This is a genomic window from Actinomyces sp. oral taxon 175 str. F0384, assembly GCF_000223355.1.
GTDB lineage: Bacteria > Actinomycetota > Actinomycetes > Actinomycetales > Actinomycetaceae > Actinomyces > Actinomyces oris.
In genome coordinates, this window is the sequence record NZ_AFUR01000002.1 from 112,460 (window position 1) to 127,942 (window position 15,483).

The 15,483-nt window shown below is 66.8% G+C and carries 13 protein-coding genes; 3 read left to right on the forward strand and 10 right to left on the reverse strand.

The genetic code is table 11. From position 1 onward, the window contains the following. Window positions 1–126 precede the first annotated feature (126 nt). The 10 genes from HMPREF9058_RS07295 to HMPREF9058_RS07340 form a co-directional block, all read right to left on the reverse strand. Window positions 127–627 carry an NUDIX domain-containing protein gene (locus tag HMPREF9058_RS07295; protein WP_009406603.1) on the reverse strand — a complete coding sequence of 167 codons (501 nt, stop codon included), beginning with the start codon at window positions 625–627 and terminating at the stop codon, window positions 127–129. Between the two features lie 249 nt (window positions 628–876). Then, window positions 877–2,976 carry a ferrous iron transporter B gene (locus HMPREF9058_RS07300; protein WP_009406649.1) on the reverse strand — a complete coding sequence of 700 codons (2,100 nt, stop codon included), beginning with the start codon at window positions 2,974–2,976 and terminating at the stop codon, window positions 877–879. Then, window positions 2,973–3,350: a FeoA family protein gene (locus HMPREF9058_RS07305; protein ID WP_009747671.1), complete on the reverse strand. Its 378-nt coding sequence runs from the start codon at window positions 3,348–3,350 to the stop codon at window positions 2,973–2,975. The genes HMPREF9058_RS07300 and HMPREF9058_RS07305 overlap by 4 nt, the downstream gene beginning before the upstream one ends. A gap of 244 nt (window positions 3,351–3,594) precedes the next feature. After that, on the reverse strand, window positions 3,595–4,131 hold the full coding sequence (locus HMPREF9058_RS07310) for a NifU family protein (RefSeq protein ID WP_009406624.1): 537 nt from the start codon (window positions 4,129–4,131) through the stop codon (window positions 3,595–3,597). Between the two features lie 82 nt (window positions 4,132–4,213). Further along, entirely contained in the window at window positions 4,214–6,343 is a 2,130-nt protein-coding gene (locus HMPREF9058_RS07315) for a ferrous iron transporter B (protein ID WP_009406612.1), read from the reverse strand. Further along, window positions 6,340–6,735 carry a FeoA family protein gene (locus HMPREF9058_RS07320; protein WP_003788016.1) on the reverse strand — a complete coding sequence of 132 codons (396 nt, stop codon included), beginning with the start codon at window positions 6,733–6,735 and terminating at the stop codon, window positions 6,340–6,342. The genes HMPREF9058_RS07315 and HMPREF9058_RS07320 overlap by 4 nt, the downstream gene beginning before the upstream one ends. A 404-nt stretch (window positions 6,736–7,139) precedes the next feature. After that, the gene (locus tag HMPREF9058_RS07325; protein WP_009747687.1) at window positions 7,140–7,340 is read right to left on the reverse strand and encodes a PspC domain-containing protein; all 201 of its coding nucleotides are present in this window, start codon (window positions 7,338–7,340) and stop codon (window positions 7,140–7,142) included. 338 nt (window positions 7,341–7,678) lie between these two features. Further along, window positions 7,679–8,434, reverse strand: coding sequence for a type 1 glutamine amidotransferase (locus tag HMPREF9058_RS07330; protein ID WP_009747693.1), 756 nt, complete (start codon window positions 8,432–8,434; stop codon window positions 7,679–7,681). Beyond that, a complete protein-coding gene (locus HMPREF9058_RS07335) occupies window positions 8,431–9,741 on the reverse strand; it encodes a Mur ligase family protein (protein ID WP_009747675.1) in 1,311 nt (436 codons plus the stop codon). Before HMPREF9058_RS07335 ends, HMPREF9058_RS07330 begins: the two co-directional genes overlap by 4 nt. Window positions 9,742–9,934: 193 nt before the next feature. Next, the gene (locus HMPREF9058_RS07340) at window positions 9,935–11,563 is read right to left on the reverse strand and encodes a diacylglycerol kinase family protein (RefSeq protein WP_009406592.1); all 1,629 of its coding nucleotides are present in this window, start codon (window positions 11,561–11,563) and stop codon (window positions 9,935–9,937) included. Window positions 11,564–12,042: 479 nt separating this feature from the next. Between HMPREF9058_RS07340 and HMPREF9058_RS07345 the strand changes: the two genes are divergently transcribed. The 3 genes from HMPREF9058_RS07345 to HMPREF9058_RS07355 all read left to right on the forward strand — a co-directional run bounded on the left by HMPREF9058_RS07345 (window position 12,043) and on the right by HMPREF9058_RS07355 (window position 15,105). Next, window positions 12,043–12,576, forward strand: coding sequence for a hypothetical protein (locus HMPREF9058_RS07345; protein ID WP_009747677.1), 534 nt, complete (start codon window positions 12,043–12,045; stop codon window positions 12,574–12,576). Between the two features lie 652 nt (window positions 12,577–13,228). After that, window positions 13,229–14,707, forward strand: coding sequence for a type II toxin-antitoxin system VapC family toxin (locus HMPREF9058_RS07350; protein ID WP_009406600.1), 1,479 nt, complete (start codon window positions 13,229–13,231; stop codon window positions 14,705–14,707). Window positions 14,708–14,712: 5 nt separating this feature from the next. Continuing rightward, window positions 14,713–15,105, forward strand: a complete 393-nt coding sequence (locus tag HMPREF9058_RS07355) for an ASCH domain-containing protein (protein ID WP_254654090.1) — start codon at window positions 14,713–14,715, stop codon at window positions 15,103–15,105. The last annotated feature ends 378 nt before the right edge of the window (window positions 15,106–15,483 follow it).

Here is a 15,483-nt window from a genome sequence, read left to right on the forward strand (position 1 = left end):
GGGGACAGGAATCCCGTCCCCGTACGCGCACACTGTCCCCGGCCGGAAGAGACGGCACCCCGCCGCGCGGAATGTCCCCGTCGATGTCCCCGGATGTCGCCGGCCGGGCGAAGGCGGCAGCTGGTCTCAGGACGCCGGGTGGAAGCGTGCGCCCGACGTTGGGTCGGCCAGCCAGGCCAGGGCCGCCTCAATGCGTCCGGGGGTCGAGCTCAGCAGCGGCTCGGGCAGCGCGTCCGGCGCGAACCAGCCCACCTGCGTGGACTCGTCGTCGGCCACGTGGGCGCGATCCGCGCTGCCGGGCCTCGCCCGCCCCACGAAATTGATGTCCATGAACACGCAGTTGTCCCCGTTGGGAAAGGCGAAGGGCTCGCCCGCGGTCACGCCCGTGAGCGCCAGCACCTCCACGTCCACGCCGGTCTCCTCCAGGCACTCGCGCCGGATTGCCACCGCCGGCTGCTCGCCGGGCTCGGGGATGCCGGAGACCACCGCCCAGCGCCCGTTGTCGGCGCGCCGACCCAGCAGGAGCCGGCCGGCCTCGTCGACGACGACGATGCTCACCCCCGGCAGCCACAGCATGTCGTGCCCGATCTTCTGTCGCAGGGAGACGATGAACTCCGGAGTCGCCATGACGCGAGCCTAGACGATCACTTGCCGCCGGGGCGGAGGTGGGCGTGGGTGCCTGAGGTGGGAAGCGGTAGCGGTCGTAGAGGCGGAGGTGGCCGCCAGGCGTTGGCACTCGCCCAACACTTCGACCGAATCTTCAAAAAAGACCCGGAGCCGCGTCGATTATGAAGATTCGGTCGAAGTGTGTGGGGGTTGGCGGTGTGTGCAGGGGTGAGTGGCGGGATGGGCGGGGCCCAGCGCCCCGCACCCCGCCTACATGAGCATGGCGACGACGACCCTCGTGAGGGCCGCCATGACCCACGCCGTGACGAACATGTAGGTGTAGGCGATGACCGGCCACTTCCAGGTGCCGGTCTCGCGGCGCATCGCAGCCGCCGTGGCCATGCACTGCAGGGCGTAGACGAAGAACACCAGGATCGCCGCGATTGTGGCTGGGTTGAACAGCTGGTCGCCGGCCTTGTTGGTGAGCGTGTCCCTCTGGTACGTCATCGTGGCCAGGTGGGCGCCCGGGTCCTCGGGGTCCTCGGCGGCGGCGATCTGCCCGAGGGTGGCCACGAAGGTCTCGCGCGCCGCCAGCGAGGACAGGATCGATACGTTGATGCGCCACTCGAAGCCCAGTGGCTCGAACACCGGCTGGACCGTCCTGCCGATGGCGGCCGCCCAGGAGTTGTCCATCGTGTAGGAGGTCTTCTGCGCATCCAGCAGCTTGCCGAGCTCCTCGGGGTCGGTGATGACCTGCCCGTCATCGCCCTTGATGGTCGACGACGCCGGGTCCTCCACCGCCGCGGACACGGCCGCGCACTCGGCGCTAGCGGAGCAGTGGGCGCTGAACTGCTCATCAGAGCGCATGGGCACGTTGAGCAGCACCCACAGGATGAGCGTGGTCAGGGCGATGACGGTCCCGGCCTTCTTCACGAAGCCCTTGCAGGCGTCCCACACCATGATGAGAACCGTGCGCGGCCGCGGCAGCCGGTAGGGCGGCATCTCCATGTAGAAGGGCAGCAGCACCCCGCCGCGGTCGGTGAGGCGCTTGACCACCCAGGCGGCCACCATCGCGGAGACCGCCCCCAGCAGGTAGAGGGCGAACATGACGGTGCCGCGCGCGCTCAGCGGCCCGATCTTCGCGTCGGCGGGCACCATGATGGAGGTGAGCAGGACGTAGACGGGCAACCGTGCCGAGCAGGTCATGAGCGGGGCGGCCAGCATTGTGGCCACCCGGTCCTTGGCGCTGGGCAGCGTGCGGGTGGCCATGATCCCGGGGATCGCGCAGGCGAAGGAGGACAGCAGCGCCACGAAGGCCCGCCCCTCCAGTCCGGCCCGGCTCATGATCCGGTCCATGAGGAAGGCGGCACGCGACATGTACCCCACGCCTTCGAGGAAGGCGATGATGAGGAACATGATGATGATCTGGGGGACGAAGGTGAGCACCGCGCCCACGCCCCCGATGAGACCGTCCCCCAGGAGCCCGGCCAGCAGCGGGTGGGACTCGTCGAGCCAGCCGTGCACCAGCTCCCCCAGGGCGCTGAACCCGCCCTCGACGGCGTCCTGGAAAGGAGCCGCCCAGGTGAAGATCGCCTGGAAGAAGATGTACATGATGGCGAAGAACACCAGGGAGCCCAGGACGGGGTTGAGCAGGACCTTATCGACGGCGGTCGTGATGCGGTCCTGCTGGGGCGCCTGGTAGTCGGCGGCCTCCAGGATGGAGTCGGCCCAGGAGGCCACCTCGGTGGGCTCCGTCGGCGCGGGTAGCGGCGGGGGCTGCCAGGAGGGGATGTTGGTGAGCTGCTCGCGCAGCTCGGGGATGCCGATGCTGCGGTTGCCGACCACTCGCACCGCCGGGATCCCCAGGGCCTGCCCGAGGGCCGCCACGTCCAGGCGCCCGGCGCGCCGCGTGAGCTCGTCGGTCATGGTGACCACCAGGCAGGTGGGCAGCTCCAGGGACAGGGCCTCGGCGACGAAGTTCAGCCCGCGCCGTAGCGTCGTGGCGTCGACGACGACCACGAGGGCGTCGGGCACGGTGATGCTCTGTGAGGCGTCGGTGAGGACGTCACGCACCACCTGCTCGTCGGGGCTGATCGGGTTCAGGGAGTAGGCGCCCGGCAGGTCCTCGATGGTCAGGCTGGTCTCGCCGATCCGGCAGGTCCCCAGCGACCGCGCCACGGTGACGCCGGGGTAGTTGCCGGTCTTGGCGTGCAGACCGGTCAGGGCGTTGTAGATGGAGGTCTTGCCGGCGTTGGGGGCGCCGGCCAGGGCGACCCTCAGGGCGCCGGACACCAGGGTCTTGGAGCTGGAGGACCCGCAGTGGCAGTCGGGGGCGCCGGGGACCTCGGAGGCTGCGCAGTGGTCACTCATGGGCGCTGCTCCTCACGGTCGGTAGTGTCGGCCCGCTGCCCGGTGAGGGGCTCGACGACGTCGGCCTCGGTGAGGACCTCGACGTGAACCATGCGGGCCTCGTGGCGGCGCAGGCACAGTTCGTAGTCGGCGACGCGGTAGACCACTGGGTCGCCCAGCGGGGCGCGGCGCAGGGGCGTCACGGTTCGGCCGGGCACGAAGCCCAGGTTGCTCAGTCGCTGGGAGATGGGGTCCTCGGCCGTGTCCTCCTGCAGGGCGATGACCCGGGCGCTGGTCCCCAGACGCAGATCGGACAGGCACGTGTGCGTCGACGGCGGGGCGGCTCCTGCGCCGGCCGGTGTCGTTGTGCTGTGAGGTGAGACTGCAGTCGCCATGTTGCTCTCAGAGCTCCTCGGATCCTAAGTCTGTGATTGGTCATGATGCGGGAGTACACATCGACCATGACATTCTAAGGTGAGGCTTAACTATCGTCACGACTTTGGGACGGCACCGACACAGATCAGGGGTGGGCCCACGTCCCGCAACACGTCGAGCCGGGCACTTCTCGCGCAGCCGGGCGGAAAACGGAGGGGCTTGCGAAAAATGCCCGGCTCGGTGGCGGGCTGCTTGGGGGAGGGTCTACTCGTCGATCCGGCGGACCTCGACCAGCCAGGGGCAGCGGCGCCGCAGCAGGTGCTCGAAGCGCGCGTGCATCGTGATCTCCGCGGCCGGGCAGTGGTCGCAGGCGCCCTCCATGGCGATCTCGACGACGCCGTCGCGCACCGAGTGCACCACGAGCGCGCCCCCGTGGCTGTTGACGAAGGTCCCCAGGGAGCCACCGGCGATCTGCCGGGCGGCGGCCTCCAGGGCGTCGTCGGGGCCGGAGGCGTGGGCGGTGGCGGCGCCCTTCCACGACTTCGGGGCGCCCAGGGCGTCCACCAGGGCGGATCGCACCCGGGCCCCCTCCGTGCGCCAGTCGTGGCCGGTGCCCAGGAGGGTGAGCACTCCGCCGCCGTCGACCCTCACCGAGCGCAGGGTGCCATCATCCAGGAGCTGCTGGAGAAGCGCCGGGGCGTGGGCGACCTCCCCGGTGAAGGCCAGCAGGCCGTCGGGAATGACCCACCGCAGCACGTCCGGGTCCGGCGTGGTTGTCGGGTGCGTGGGAACGACGGGCACGGCTGCCTCACTCCTCCTGATGTTCGGGGTGCCCCCGCCGTCGCGGGGGCACCGTCCTGGTCACTGCTTCGTTGTGCTCCAGCTACATGAACGCTGCCACGAGTGCGCGGCTGAGGGCCGCCATGACCCAGGCCATGACGAACATGTAGGTGAAGGCGATGATCGGCCACTTCCAGGTGCCGGTCTCGCGGCGCATCGCACCGGCCGTGGCCATGCACTGCAGGGCGTAGACGAAGAACACCAGGATCGCGATGACGGTGGCCGGGTTGAACAGCTGGTCGCCGGCCTTGTTGGTCAGGGTGTCCTTCTGGTAGGTCATCGTGGCCAGGTGGGCGCCGGGGTCCTCGGGGTCCTCGGCGGCGGCGATCTGGCCGAGGGTGGCCACGAAGGTCTCGCGGGCCGCCAGTGAGGACAGGGTGGCGACGTTGATGCGCCAGTCGAAGCCCAGGGGCTCGAAGACCGGCTGGACCGCCTTGCCTCCCTTGGCCGCCCAGGAGTTGTCCATCGTGTAGGAGGTCTTCTGGGCATCCAGCAGCTTGCCGAGCTCCTCGGCGTCAGTGATGACCTGCCCGTCATCGCCCTTGACGGTGGAGGACTCCGGCTTGTCCACGGCCGCCGCGATGGCGGCGCACTGCTTGTCGGAGGCGCAGAAGGCCTCGAACTGGGCGTCCGAGCGCATCGGAACGTTGAGCAGCACCCACAGGATGACGGTGGTCAGGGTGATGATCGTGCCGGCCTTCTTCAAGAAGCCCTTGCAGGCGTCCCACACCATGATGAGGACGGTGCGCAGGCGGGGCATGCGGTAGGGCGGCATCTCCATGTAGAAGGGCAGCAGCACCCCGCCGCGGTCGGTGAGCTGCTTGACCACCCAGGCGGCCGCCATCGCGGAGACCGCGCCCAGCAGGTAGAGGGCGAACATGACCACGCCGCGTGTCCCGAAGGGGCCGACCTTGGCGTCGCCGTCGACCGTCAAGGAGATCATGATGACGTAGACGGGCAGGCGGGCCGAGCAGGTCATGAGGGGGGCGGCCAGCATCGTGGCCACCCGGTCCTTCGTGGAGGGCAGCGTGCGAGTTGCCATGATCCCGGGGATCGCGCAGGCCAGCGAGGACAGCAGCGCCACGAAGGCCCGCCCCTCCAGGCCGGCGATACTCATGACCTTGTCCATGAGGAAGGCGGCTCGGGACATGTACCCCACGCCCTCCAGGACGGAGATGATGAGGAACATGATGATGATCTGGGGGATGAAGGTGAGCACGGCGCCCACACCCCCGATGATGCCGTCGCCCAGGAGTCCGGCGATGAGCGGATGGGACTCATCGAGCCAGTTGTGCACCAGTCCGCCCAGGGCCCCGAAGCCTCCTTCGACGGCGTCCTGGAAGGGGGCCGCCCAGGTGAAGATCGCCTGGAAGAAGAGGAACATGATCGTGAAGAACACGATGGTGCCGGGGATGGGGCGCAGCAGGACCTTGTCGACCGCGGAGGTGATCTGGTCGTTCTGGGGCGCCTGGTAGTCGGCCGCGGCCAGCACCGAGTCGGCCCAGGAGGTGATCTCGTCGGGGTCGGTGGGCGGCGGCAGCGGGGTGCGCTGCCAGTTCTCGACCTGGGCGAGCTGGGCGCGCAGGTCGGGCATGCCGACGCCACGGTGCCCGATGACTCGCACGGCCGGGATCCCCAGGGCCTGTCCGAGGGCTGCAACGTTGAGCCGGCCCGTGCGGCGGCTGAGCTCGTCGGTCATGGTGACCACCAGGCAGGTGGGCAGCTCCAGGGCGAGGGCCTCGGCGATGAAGTTCATGCCGCGCTGCAGGGTCGTGGCGTCGACGACGATGACCAGGGCGTCCGGGGCGCTGACCGTGGTCGAGGTCCCGGTGAGGACGTCGTGGACGATCTGCTCGTCGGGGCTGATCGGGTCCAGGGAGTAGGCGCCCGGCAGGTCCTCGATGGTCAGGGTCTTGCCGCCGACCTTGCAGGTTCCCATCGATCGCTGGACGGTGACGCCGGGGTAGTTGCCGGTCTTGGCGTGCAGGCCGGTCAGGGCGTTGTAGATGGAGGTCTTGCCGGCGTTGGGGGCGCCGGCCAGGGCAATGCGGGGAGCGCCGGCCACCAGGGTCTTGGAGCTTCCTGAGCCGCAGTGGCAGTCGGCGCCGTCATAGGGCTGCTCGCAGTGCTGCGACTGCCCGGTGGCGTGCCGCGTGGTGTTGTGGGTGCTCACAGAGTCTCTCCCGTGTTCGGTGCTTCGGGGTCGTCGGCCGCGTGCCGTCCGGCAGGCCGGGGTTGGAGGATGATGCGGTTCTCGGCCTCCACAGTGGTGACCTGGATGAGCCTGGCCTCCTGACGGCGCAGGCACAGCTCGTAGTCGGAGACGCGGTAGACCACCGGGTCCCCCATCGGGGCACGGCGCAGCGGCGTGGCGATCCGGCCGGGGACGAAGCCCAGGTTGCGCAGGCGCTTGACCAGGACGCCGCCGACGCCGTCGTCGGCCAGGCCGGTGATACGTCCGCTGGTGCCGGGGCTCAGGTCCGATAGTGCGAAAGTGGTCGCACCCGGTTCGGGAAGGTATGAGGTGCCTTCGGTGGCACGGTGTCGTGGAACAGCAAAATCCATGGTGTCCTCAGATCGACATGAAGAGGGCTTCGTCGATATGAGTCTAAGGCAATGCTTCTCAACCTCGCAGCAGGTCAGGAGGCCTTCTGCTGTGTTGAGACGCATCTGCGCGGAGGGATGGTGACAAGGAGATCCGATTTCTTAGTGAAACCTGGGAGTGGAAACTAAGGTTGCCCTGAGCTGAGTGGGGCCCGACGGCGGGGTCGTCCCTTAAAAAATATGCTGAGACCACTTCCTGCCTCCGAAGATAGATATTCTTGCGGAAGCAGGAAGTGGTTGGTCGATAAGATGCCGGGATGGTTGGTTGGGGATATTTCTACCTGAAGTCGAGAGCTGTTTCCCTGCGCTCTGCGGCCTCGGGAATCATTGAGTGGGATCGAGGTTTCCGGTGAGGTGAGGGCGGGTCAGCGGGCGGAAGGGGCGGGCATGTTCTGGGCGCCCAGGTAGTAGACGTAGCCGAGCGGCACCACGAAGAGGAAGAAGGTGATGCGGACCAGCCAGGCATTGACGTTCCATTTGTTGGCCAGGCCTCCGCAGACGCCGAGCCAGATCTTGTCAGCGGAACGGGCGGGCCAATCGAAACCAGTAGAATTCTGTGCTGTCATGGCGCATATTCTGCAATGCCTGATGCACTGATGTCACGCCGGGATCACGGCCTGAATAAATGAGTGTCCAACAGGGGGTGACCGGGCGGTGAATATATCTGGTGTGAGGCTTGCGCGCACTGAGGGGGCAAGATGTGGGCAGGTTTCCTCCCACTTCCATGGGACGAACCTTGGAAAATACTTGATGTCCAATAAGAGTGACGTGAATCTCTCCACGAGCCTCTCTTATTTGGTCCGATATCTCTTGTGAAAATAAGGGAGGTGTGACGACGGGCCTGTGCCCGGGGAGCTTCTACTTCCCGGGCACAGGCCCGTCGTCACACCTTGGTGCTGAGCGCTCAGCGGGGCCGGTTCATGGCCACGGCTCGGGCGCGCTCGGCCCAGGAGTCGTCGAGCGGCTCGGGCTCCCAGGTGGTGCCGGCGTGCTCGGCGGCGCGGGCCAGCAGCCAGTCGGCCACGGCCGGGTTCTTGGGCAGCAGGGAGCCGTGCAGGTAGGTACCGATGACGTGGTGGACGCGCCCGCCCTCGGTGGAGTCCTTGCCGTTGTTGCCGTCGCCCATCTTCACGGTGCCGAAGGGGCGTGCGCCCGACCCCAGGGTGGTCAGGCCGGAGTGGTTCTCGTAGCCGACCACCGCGCCGAAGTCCTCGGTGTCCAGGGTGATGTTGCCGATGAGGCGGGTGTCTCCGGCCACCGTATGGGCGTCCATGAGACTGATGCCGGGGATCTCCTGGCCCTTGGCAGTGGTGAAGCCGTGCCCGAAGAGCTGGTAGAGGCCGCAGATCGCCAGCATCGGGACGCCGTCGGCCGCCCAGGCCTTGAGGGTGGGGCCGACCTTGACCAGGTCCTCCTTGATGCGGTCCTGACCGGAGTCCTGGCCGCCGCCGCCCACGAGGATGTCGATGTCGCCGGGCAGCTCGTCGCCCGGGTCGTAGGAGAGCAGCTCGACGTCGTAGCCCTGCCACTGGGCGCGCCGCGCCAGCACGAGCGTATTGCCCCAGTCGCCGTAGATGTTCATGTCCCTCGGGTAGAGCTGGAGCAGGCGCAGATGTCCGCGGGCGGGGCCGTCAGTGGTGTGCTCGTAGCGCGTGGTCATGACATGACCTCCTCAACGTCCGTCATCTCGCCCAGGATCGAGCGCAGGGCCAGCATCGCGGTATAGGTGGTGAAGATCCGCATGGGACGGTCGGCGTCGGCGGCCACCCGGCGCATGAGGGCCACGGCCCGGCGCAGGTCGGGCTCGACCTTGGCGACCTCGACCTCGTCGTAGCGCAGTCGCAGGGCCATGTCCCAGGCCCGCACCCCGGTGACGACGGCGACCCCGCCGGCGCGCAGGGCCGAGAAGTCCACGTCCCACAGCCAGGACATGTCGCGGCCGTCGGCGTACTCGTCGTTGATGGCCACGACCACCACCTCGCCGTCCTGCGCCTGGGAGGCCGCCGAGAGCAGCCCCATGCGGAAGCCGGCCGGGTTCTTGACCAGGGAGAGCTGGACGGGCCGGCCATCCAGGGTGAGCACCTCGCCGCGGCCGAAGGCGGCCTGAACGTTCCCCAGGGTGGTCAGCAGTCCGGGCAGGTCGGCGTCCTCGCCCAGCACCTCCAGGACCACCCCGAGGGCGGCGCAGGCGTTGAGCAGGTTGTGGACGCCGGGGATGGCGAAGTCGACCTCGTGGGAGACCCCGTCCACGCGCACGGTGGCGCGCTGGCCGTCGATGGACTCCAGGGTGACGCGCGGGCCGGGGGCCTGGCCGGCCTGACGGGGACTGACGGTGCCGGTGCGCAGGTCGTCGTCGGACAGGAACAGGGAGCGCAGATCCTCCCCGGCGCCGAAGGAGACGACGCGGGCGCTGACACCTTCCAGGAAGGCGGGGGCGGCCAGGCGCGGGTCGTCGCCGTTGAGGACGACGACGTCGCTGGTGGCCTGGGCGATCGAGTGCAGCAGGGAGGCGGTGTAGTCGATCTCGCCGAAGCGGTCGAGCTGGTCGCGCATGACGTTGAGCAGGAGGCAGGCGCGCGGGCGGACCCGGGCCACGAAGTGCACGGCGTGAGCCTCGTCGAGCTCGAGGACGGCGATGTCGGCGTCCAGGTTGCCGGCGGCGTCGACCTCGGTGAGCAGGGAGGCGAGCACGCCGCGCACGAAGTTCGAGCCGGTCCGGTTGGTGAAGACCTTCAGGCCCTGCTCGCGCAGGAGCTGGACGACCATCTTGGTGGTCGTGGTCTTACCGTTGGTGCCCGAGACCACGATGACGCCGCGGGGCAGACGGCCGAGGGTGCGCTCCAGGAAACCGGGGTCGGTGCGCTCCATGACCAGGCCGGGGAAGGCGGTGCCGCCGCTGCCGCCGCCGCGCACGCGGGCGGCCAGGCGCGCTGTGCGGCCGAGGGCGACCGTAAGACGAGAACGCATGGAACTCCTGCTGGCTGAAGAGGGGCGCGCCGACGATGCGATCGGGGCGCGGGTGCCCATATGGGCGGCTGTTGGTGCCCAATTGGGCACCAGCTGGGCGTCAGTCTAGGGCAGCGGGGCCGGTCACGGATGCGTCACGATGCTCACGTGGTCGGCCGGGTTCGCGGGGGACGGAAGTGCTCGCCGGGGCGACTTACTGGGGGACGACGACGTGCAGGGCGCCGTCCTCGACCTCGGCGCGCAGGGTGCGGGTGGAGCCGACCGTGTCGCCGTCGAGCTCGAAGGGGACGGGGCGGTCGGCCTCGATGAGGACCTTCCGGGCGCGGGTGAGGGTGAAGCCCTCCATCTCCTGGCGGGTGAGGATCTGCGCCCCCAGGCGGGCCCAGTCCACGACCTTGCCGGGGCTGGCCAGGAGCAGGTCGACCAGGCCGTCGGAGGGGGTGGCCCGCGGGAAGAGCGTCATGCCGCCGGTGATGGTGCCGACGTTGCCCATGAGGGCCATGACCATCCGGCGACGCACCGGGGGTGCGTCGTCGAGGGTGATGGTGGCGGTGAAGGGGTCGGGGACCGCGTTCTGGACGGCGGCCACCGCGTAGGCGCCCGAGCGGATGACCTTCTTCAGGCCCGAGTCGGTGGACTCCATGATCTGGGCGTCCAGGCCCATGCCGGCCATGACGACGAAGCGCTCCTGGCCGTCGTCGAAGGCGCAGGTGACCATGTCGATGGCCTGGAGGCGGCCGTGCAGGGCCAGGCGGATGGCGGCGTCGGTGTCCAGGGGGACGGAGAGGTTGCGGGCCAGCAGGTTGCCGGTGCCGGCGGGGATGAGAGCCATGGGCATCTCGGTGCCGGCCAGCTCGGAGGAGACGGCGCGCACGGTGCCGTCGCCGCCGGCCACCATGACCAGGTCGACGCCGGCCTCCAGGGCGCGACGGGCCATGGAGCGGCCGGGGTCGTCGGGGGTGGTCTCCAGCCAGACGGTGGGCAGCCAGCCGGCGGCGCGCACCTCGGCGGCGACCCGACGGCGCAGGAGCGAGAGATCGTCGAACTTGGTGGGGTTGTAGATGACGGCGGCACGCTTCTCGCTGCTGGCGCGCGACAGGCGGCGATTGACCCAGCTGGTGAGGATCGCGTCGATGCCGCCGACCCGCAGGGCCAGGTTCGCGAAGGCGGCACCCAGGAGGAAGCCGCCGACGAGGTCGCTGAGCGCAGCCAGGCCCATGTACCACTGGCTGACGGCGGTCACGGCGACGGCCGCGTAGCCCAGGACGGTGCCGGCGGCGACCATGGTGCTGCGGTGGTGGGCGCGCGCGAGGGTCACCAGGACCCAGGAGGCCAGGGTCATCGCCGTGATGTGCCCGTTGGGGTAGGAGTACTCGAAGGCGGCGATGGAGTCGGAGAAGGTGGAGCCCGGGGCGGGGCGGGCCAGGTACAGGGCGATGAGGTACTGCGTGGGGATGCCGGCGGCGGCGATGGCCAGCGAGACGCTCAGGCGGCGCATGCGGGCCGTGTAGGCGTAGGCGACCCCGGCCACGATGAGCCCGAGGATGAGGAAGGGGTGGGTGAGGGTCGCGAAGGCCTCGGCGAGCTGGCCGGCGGCTGACCGCAGCTGGGCGTCGGGGGTCGGCAGGAGGGCGTCGATGGCGGGGGAGCGATGTGTGGCGCCGGGGGTGAGCGGTCCCGGGGCGCTCAGGTAGGTCCACACGAGGAAGGCCAGGGCGAAGCCGATGCACAGGACGGCCTCGACGTACTTCAGGCGTCGGGGGGCTCGGGGGGAGGGGGAGGCGGCGGTGGGGGTGGCGGAGTCGCATGGAGGCTCGGTCACGCTCGCTCGTCCTTTCCCCGGGGTGAATATCCGGGAGTCAGCCTAGCCGGTGCGCCTGTGGGCGGCATATGTCCCGGCTGTGGGTGGCGAAGTGGCTGGGGTGGTGGAGGGTGAGGGGGCGGTTCCGACGGCGGAGCCGGACGACGGCCGGCTGTGCGGGGTGCGTGGAGTGGTCGCGCCCTGGGGGCTGCGGCGGGGGTGTGTTGACGGCAGGAGGAGTGAGGGACGAGAAAGGGGGTTGCGGATGCGTCATGGATTCCTGATTTTGGTAAGCAGAGGTGGTGCGATGTGAGCGGAGCGAGAATGTTTCCGTCAGCTTCGCGTGTTGTCTGATGAATTCGGTGACGTGCGCGTGCACGTGAATGGCGGCGTCGGCCTTAATCGCCTGCGAGGGAGGTGGGAAATGGGTACATTGAGCCGGTCAGTCCTGGGTGCCTCATAGTGCCCGTTCCCCCGACTCACCTCGAAGGACGCATGTCATGCGACAGCAGATTCGGTTCCTCGCTCACGCCCTTGGTCGTCGCGAGACCCTCAAGTACCTGTCGATCGCGGCCGTCGGTGCGGCTGTCGCCCCGCTGACCGGCTGCTCCGGATCCACCTTGGCCTTCAAGAAGTTCGCCACCGGGACCTGGGAGGTCACCATGGACGGCCTGGAGAAGGCCCCTGACGTCACGGTGACGGTGGCGGACGGAAAATGGACTTTCGTCCCCAAGAGTGGAGACCAGGATCGTCAGACGGAGGGGACCTGGAGCTTGTCGGGTACGTCCTTGACGCTCAAAGAGACCGGCGATGCTGAGTGGTTCTTCAATGAGGGATCTCAGGGGGTTGGTGTGGGTATTCCGGAAGAGGTGAATACCGAGGAGATTCCGAAGTCATTCAAGTGGCGGTATGAGAGTGCTGACGAGATGGATATCCCGTTGTCGTGGGACAAGAAGGCCCAGACCTTGACTCTTACGGGAATCGACTCCAACAAGAAGCCCTTTACGATCAAGGCTAAGAAACAGGAGAAGTAGCGGTCTTCGGCCGGGTTGCCACGTGTGGCATGACGTTGTAGTGGGTCCTGTCCATTCTGGTGAGTGGGTAGGGCCTTGCGTCGCTCGGTCGGGGCTTTCATGAGTGCTGTAAGTCCTCCTTGTGGATCCAGTTAATTTGCTCAGGAAATCGGATAGAGTTTAGCGTCTAGTGTCGAGTCAGTTCTTGGTTGAATTAATGAGAAAGTTGCAATCTTGGGGTTCTTTAGGGTTGGAGAGAATGTATCCCACTAAACTCAGGTTGTGCTTTCTGGGTTGACAAACTGTCGTGCTGCATGAACTTCTAATTGTTGTGGAGAGCGCTTGGGTATCGGCCAATATCGCCTGGCCGTCGTGCGGTAAAACTACTGCTGTCGTTGGGTAGTAGTAGTCGCTCGTCATGGTGGGGTGCGACGTGGGTTTGAGTGCCGATTGGGGTCCTAGTTCGCTCGGATGGTGACAGCTCTGTCCGCGACTTCCTACGGTAACGGTTATGTAACTATTTGCCTTTGGGGGGGGGGCGATTGCTCGAGGTGTGCACCTCCCGGAAAGTGCGTACAGGTAGTCTTGGTGTGTCGGCTTGAACAACGGCGTGGGCGGGTTAGAGAGCCGTGCCAGATCAAAGTCTGGGTTGTGTGGAGTGGAGTGGTGAGGTTTGGCTCGTGATCCGAAGAAGACGGTTGTCCTGGACACCAACGTCTTCATCTATGCGCAAGACTATGCCCAACAGGACAGTGCGGACGGCAAGGTCGCAGCTGAAGTTCTCCGGGCACTTGGGGAGCTCGGTTACACGCCGGTGATCGCAGAGGCAGTCCTTGACGATCTGCACCGTGGTGGGGAACTCAAGAACTTCCGGCTCCGTGGGGCTGAACGTTACGCTCGGATTGACCCTGGCCCGCCTGGGGATCTGAGGCAGCGTGCTGGATATGGTGACTTTCTGGGAGCCAACGACGACTGCGACCTGCGCATTCTCGCGGCGCTCGACCAGAATCTCGCCGCGTGGATCATTACCAATGATAAGAAGATGATCGGCCATGCTGAGCAAGCCGGGCTCACCCACGTCTTGGATGCTCGGCAGTTCCTCGAGTTCCTCGAGCCGGCCCGGCACCCGAGCGAGCCTCCTCCACAAGTCAACGTGGTGCCTGCTAACCAAATCAACGTTCACTCATCATTCTTTGTCTCATTGATCGGCAGATACTCCGATTTCCACAACTGGTGGCAGAAGAAGGTTGTTCCGCAGGAACGGACGACCTTTATTGTCGGAGACCCTAGCGACCCGCAGGCGCTCGCCGTCATTAAGGAACACGATGTCGACTATGGGCTCCCGCAAGACACGACCAAGATCTGTACCTTCAAGGTTTCAGCCGGTGCTCGTGGTCGACGCTACGGGGAACTTCTTCTGAAAGCCACCTTGCAGCATATCCGTGCCATCCCCTCCAGCACCACCTTCCTTGAGGTCGCCGCTGACAATGAGCTCGTAAAGTGGCTCCAACCGTTTGGGTTCCAGACTCTGAAGGGTAAACATGCCGTCAACGGTGACAGGGTCATGGTCAAGCACCTAACCGCCGGAGGGCGCCGTAAGAATCTGGACCCATGGACCTACCATAAGACCTACGGGCCTGGCGCCCTGCGTGTCCAGAGAGCGTTCCTCGTTCCCATCAAGCCCGGATGGCACGACCGTCTGTTCCCAGTGCCCTGGCCGGTCCAACTGTCTCTTTTTGGTGAATCAGACGAGTCCACAGAACCGTGTGGGAACGCCATCACCAAGGTCTATATCTCACGTACCCGATCCAGGCAGCCAGCACGAGGTGACGTCCTCGTCTTCGTCGAGACCAAGTCTGGGCGGCGAGTCTCCAACCTCGGCGTCGTTGAGGATGTACTTGTGTCAGCCGACCCCATTGAGGTGCTCCGATTCGCCGGGAGCCGCACGGTCTACACGCCTCAGGAGGTTGATGCGATGTGCTCCAAAGGTGAGGTTCACGTGATGAAGTTCCGGCACGACAGGACCCTGACGCACCCCTGGCATCCCGGACTTCCCGGCTACGATAAGTTCGTAAGTCGAACCCCTCAGTCGATCGCGGCAGTGCGGAAGGAGGGCCTGGAGTGGCTCAAGCAGCAGCAACTGGGCGGGTAGCACTCATGTCTATCCACCCTAGGTACGCCCGGGCGATCCTCGAAGGTCGCAAGACTGTCGAGTTCCGCAAGCGCCGGCTGGCCGACGACGTCACCCATGTTGTCATCTATTCCACACTCCCCGACCGAGCGGTCGTCGGTTACTTCGCCGTCGAAGGGCAGGAAACCTCCACCCCCGCGTCCCTGTGGGGGCAGTTCCACGATCGAGGAGTCATTGATGAGAGCGACTTCTTCACCTACTACGCTGGCAGGGATCGTGCGACCGGTATCAGGGTCGGGGCGGTGACGCGTCTGCGCACGCCCCTGTCTCTGACCCTCGACCTTGGTGTGGCCCACCCTCCGCAGAGTTTCCAGTACCTGCCCAGTGACCGCTTCGCGAAGGTTCTGGCCGCTGCCTGACCGAGACTCAAGCAGAGTGTGTTGCCCTGGCGGGTGGCATGTTGCTCAGTCGCTGAGCCAACGTCTCCCGTCCGTCCTATGCATATGGAAGGAACGCTGGTTGGAGGCATCGTCGGGTGTGGTCACGTAGACCATGGTCGGCCTGGTGTTGCGGCAGTTGGTGGCGGTCTCCATGTGGGTGAATAGGTCACTCTTTAAATCCGTGCATGTGTCCGCGCTTCGGTACTGGGCCGCTAGATGTTGAGGTCCATGTCAGAGCGGGGCTTTCCTGTATCGGGAGGCTGGTTCAGCGCCCCCATCCTGGCAGCCCGACCTCCGTCGTCCCAGTACTCCATGGCTGCAACCTCATGACCCACAACGTATAGGGGTTCCAACACG

What these genes read in the sequence shown, in the direction of transcription:
- HMPREF9058_RS07295 (WP_009406603.1), bottom strand. Translation starts at nt 627, where the DNA reads ATGGCGACTCCGGAGTTCATCGTCTCCCTGCGACAGAAGATCGGGCAC.
- HMPREF9058_RS07300 (WP_009406649.1), bottom strand. Translation starts at nt 2,976, where the DNA reads ATGAGTGACCACTGCGCAGCCTCCGAGGTCCCCGGCGCCCCCGACTGC.
- HMPREF9058_RS07305 (WP_009747671.1), bottom strand. Translation starts at nt 3,350, where the DNA reads ATGGCGACTGCAGTCTCACCTCACAGCACAACGACACCGGCCGGCGCA.
- HMPREF9058_RS07320 (WP_003788016.1), bottom strand. Translation starts at nt 6,735, where the DNA reads ATGGATTTTGCTGTTCCACGACACCGTGCCACCGAAGGCACCTCATAC.
- HMPREF9058_RS07325 (WP_009747687.1), bottom strand. Translation starts at nt 7,340, where the DNA reads ATGACAGCACAGAATTCTACTGGTTTCGATTGGCCCGCCCGTTCCGCT.
- HMPREF9058_RS07330 (WP_009747693.1), bottom strand. Translation starts at nt 8,434, where the DNA reads ATGACCACGCGCTACGAGCACACCACTGACGGCCCCGCCCGCGGACAT.
- HMPREF9058_RS07335 (WP_009747675.1), bottom strand. Translation starts at nt 9,741, where the DNA reads ATGCGTTCTCGTCTTACGGTCGCCCTCGGCCGCACAGCGCGCCTGGCC.
- HMPREF9058_RS07345 (WP_009747677.1), top strand. Translation starts at nt 12,043, where the DNA reads ATGCGACAGCAGATTCGGTTCCTCGCTCACGCCCTTGGTCGTCGCGAG.
- HMPREF9058_RS07355 (WP_254654090.1), top strand. Translation starts at nt 14,713, where the DNA reads ATGTCTATCCACCCTAGGTACGCCCGGGCGATCCTCGAAGGTCGCAAG.